Raw genomic sequence first — 553 nt, forward strand, 5'->3', positions numbered from 1 at the left:
ATCGCCACTACGCGCGTTCTGGGCGCTCTGAGCGGCGTTTTGAGCATCAAAGTGGGCCATTTAACATATAACCAATAATGACTACCATTTTTTTGATAAAAATCCCAAACGTTGGGAATTCGTCTTAAATGATGCCATAGTCCCTCTTGAAGCGTTTGTTATGGCGAAATCTTAGCCAACTCCGCTTTGAAAGCCTCACATAATTTCGACTGGATCAAGGGAAGTTCGTTATCCGCACGAGTCCATAGATCAAGCATATTAGAATCGAGTGTTTTACCTAAACCACTTTGCTTGAGCTGATAACCTCTAACAACTTGATAAAAGGCTGAATGCTGGTCAAGAAGTTGGTCTACAAGATTGCAAACATCATCAGAGAGCCAAAGCTTAGCAAGTCTGTATTGTTCGGCGAACTTCTTAACGTCTAATTCCAAGCTCAACACCCTTTCCTTTTCTAGCTCACCCTGCATCCTTACTACATATGATGTAGCATCAGAAGCTTGAACTGACGCTTCATATAGCTTTGAAATTGATTCAATCTTTCTGGCGTGAATTT

1 protein-coding gene is annotated in these 553 nt (G+C 41.6%); it reads right to left on the reverse strand.

Annotated elements, in window-relative coordinates:
• Nucleotides 1-158 precede the first annotated feature (158 nt).
• The coding region (locus tag R7Q09_RS27575; protein ID WP_318144135.1) for a hypothetical protein at nucleotides 159-553 on the reverse strand (395 nt) is incomplete at its 5' end.

Source organism: Vibrio sp. 2130-1 (assembly GCF_033339515.1).